The organism is Neisseria sp. P0009.S007 (genome assembly GCF_051962515.1).
This window is the reverse complement of sequence record NZ_JBQCVF010000619.1, coordinates 1-938: the sequence shown is the minus strand read 5'-3', so window position 1 is coordinate 938 and position 938 is coordinate 1. Positions and strand designations below refer to the sequence as shown.

The 938-nt window shown below is 50.1% G+C and carries 2 protein-coding genes; one reads left to right on the top strand and one right to left on the bottom strand.

The window, feature by feature from the left end:
• A partial coding sequence (locus ACTHS3_RS15210; RefSeq protein WP_440368394.1) for a CYTH domain-containing protein occupies positions 1 to 454 on the top strand: 454 nt, incomplete at its 5' end.
• Between the two features lie 149 nt (positions 455 to 603).
• On the opposite strand, the gene ubiG is transcribed toward ACTHS3_RS15210, so the two are convergent.
• Positions 604 to 938 (bottom strand): bifunctional 2-polyprenyl-6-hydroxyphenol methylase/3-demethylubiquinol 3-O-methyltransferase UbiG (gene ubiG, locus ACTHS3_RS15205; RefSeq protein WP_440368393.1); only part of this gene is annotated, 335 nt, incomplete at its 5' end.

The following is a 938-nucleotide window of genomic DNA, read 5'->3' as shown; positions in this document are numbered from 1 at the left end:
ACGCCGCTTTTTGCTGGCGGATGACAGTTGGCGCAAAGCGGCAGACGAACCGCTGGTGTTGCAACAGGGCTATTTGAGCGTGGAAAAAGAGCGCACCATCCGTGTGCGGATTATCGGTTCGCAAGCATGGCTGACCCTGAAAGGCTATATTTCCGACATGACGCGCAGCGAGTTTGAATACGAAATTCCTCTGGCTCACGCGCAGGCGATGATGGCGGATATGTGTCCGTTTAAAATGGAAAAATACCGCTATCGTGTCGAATTTGAAGGCTTTGTGTATGAAATCGACGAATATTTCGGCGACAATGCGCCCTTGATTGTGGCGGAAATCGAATTGCCGTCTGAAGATACCGAGTTTCCCAAACCGTCTTGGCTGGGCAAGGAAATCACGTCAGACGGAAAATTCACCAATGCGTATTTGAGCAAACATCCGTATTCGTCTTGGACGGAATAACGGGTACGACCCACATACAAAAAAGGCATGTATCACACATGCCTTTTTTCTTTTCAGACGGCCTGATTTGCTTTACCGATTTGCATCGAGCTGCTTTCGACATACCGTTTCAAATATCGGGCAAGCCCTCATTTTTTATCCGTGTAGCCTTACGCCGGACGGCAGGCAACCATGTAGTTGACTTCAGTCGAATCGCACAAGGAATAACGGCCGCTCAACAAATTGTAGGTCATGCCCTTGCTTCCGACGGTATCCAATCCGGCTTGGCGGCACATGCGCGCGAGTTCTGCCGGCGTGATGAATTTTTTCCAGTCGTGCGTGCCTTTGGGGACGAATTTCAACAGATATTCCGCACCGACTATCAGATGCAGATAAGATTTGGGATTGCGGTTGATGGTGGAGAAAAACACCATGCCGTCAGGTTTGACCAGTTTCGCGCAGGCTTGAACGATGGCGGCCGGATCGGGAACGTGTTCCATCATTT